Below are 1440 nucleotides of genomic sequence, written 5' to 3'. Positions count from 1 at the left end.
CTTCTTTATTTAATTTCTTACATATCGTAAATCGGGGCTATATAAGTACACATTGAAAAATCGACATAAAACCTTTCTTTTTAGGTGGGAGAGAGCATCCGGCCATGTATAGAAGCGGTCAGATCCTTTTCCTGCCCCATGCCAAGTGAAAACAAAGAGAGCAAACGAGTGCAGGTCACTTTTTGTTCTTCATAGCCGCGACTTATATGCTGGAAAATCAAAATGGATGTATATAGAACCAATACAATATGGAATCTCAAATACAAATGGTAAAAATCACCTCTTAGCTTTATAATAAAAAGTATCTTTAATAATGCCTTTCCCTAGAAAGGGGATTTATAATGGATCCATTACTTATGGCCGTTATAGGATTATCACTAACAATTGTAATATTGGTCATAATCGGCTTTTATAAATTATTTATTAAAAAGAAAAACATAACTTCTTTCTACACCCCGTTTGACAATATTACCGGACAAACAATTTCAGAATTTCACGAAGAACAGACAATCTTAGTAACTGAAGATGAAGACGGAGATGGGAAAAAGAAAAAATAACCTTGCGGTGCGCAAGGTTATTTTTGTGCTTCTTTTTGAAAACGTTTATAGTATGTTGAAGCTGTTGAAAAATGGACTTCTATGTCACGAATTAATGATGAATCTTCATCTTTCGCTAGTTTATCTAGCTTTTTCATTGCTTGTTCTGCCTCATCTAAGAAACCAACATATAACTCATGTTCTTGTTCTTTTGACTTAGGTACGCGAATTTCTTTACGAATATGATCAATATCCTCTAGCATACTTGTTGTTACCTTGTGGACGTCTTCTTTAAACTGCGCGTCCCCTAATTTTTTTCCAGCTTTTTCCTTAGTTTCTTCCCATAGTTTTACCGATTCATTTAACTCTTTATTCATTTTCTCATCATACTTTTTATGGACATCTTGATATACTTTCATATCTTCTTGCTGATCTGCCGATTGTTCTACTTTTTCTTTTGGTTCTTTTGATTCTTTTGCGTCCTTATTTCCATTACATCCCGCTAAAAGAAGCATACTTCCAAGCAAAACAATACCCCACACTTTCTTCATCTCTTACTCTCCTTTTATCTACATCTACTACTTATCCTGCTATTTGCGGGTGGTAATCTCCCCACCTCAAGATTCGGAAAAGAAGCTCGGCAGGAAATACACTGCCCGTAAAAGCCCGATTAGTTCAATTTTATCTCTACTTGTTATTATAACGAGAACACTTCAAACTTTGCACGTATGACTGCACTCTTATATACATACTATCATTTTTGTCACAGTATCGTCACTTTATACTATCAGTATCTCCATAACTTTGCCTTATACCTTACAAAACTGTAAGCACACATATAGAACATAGCATGGTAGACTGATATATACATCAATAAAAAAAACGACATAAAGCCCCTCTTTTT

2 protein-coding genes are annotated in these 1440 nt (G+C 34.7%); one reads left to right on the top strand and one right to left on the bottom strand.

Going from position 1 to position 1440, the window contains the following annotated elements:
- The first annotated feature begins 341 nt into the window (after positions 1–341).
- Positions 342–557, top strand: coding sequence for a DUF3951 domain-containing protein (locus V7183_RS09225; RefSeq protein ID WP_335359283.1), 216 nt, complete (start codon positions 342–344; stop codon positions 555–557).
- 17 nt (positions 558–574) lie between these two features.
- On the opposite strand, the gene V7183_RS09220 is transcribed toward V7183_RS09225, so the two are convergent.
- Positions 575–1087, bottom strand: a complete 513-nt coding sequence (locus V7183_RS09220; protein WP_335359282.1) for a hypothetical protein — start codon at positions 1085–1087, stop codon at positions 575–577.
- Positions 1088–1440 lie beyond the last annotated feature (353 nt).

Source organism: Bacillus sp. JJ1127 (assembly GCF_036965845.1).
Classification (GTDB): Bacteria; Bacillota; Bacilli; order Bacillales; family Bacillaceae_G; genus Bacillus_A.
This window is presented reverse-complemented; position numbering and strand designations above follow the sequence as displayed.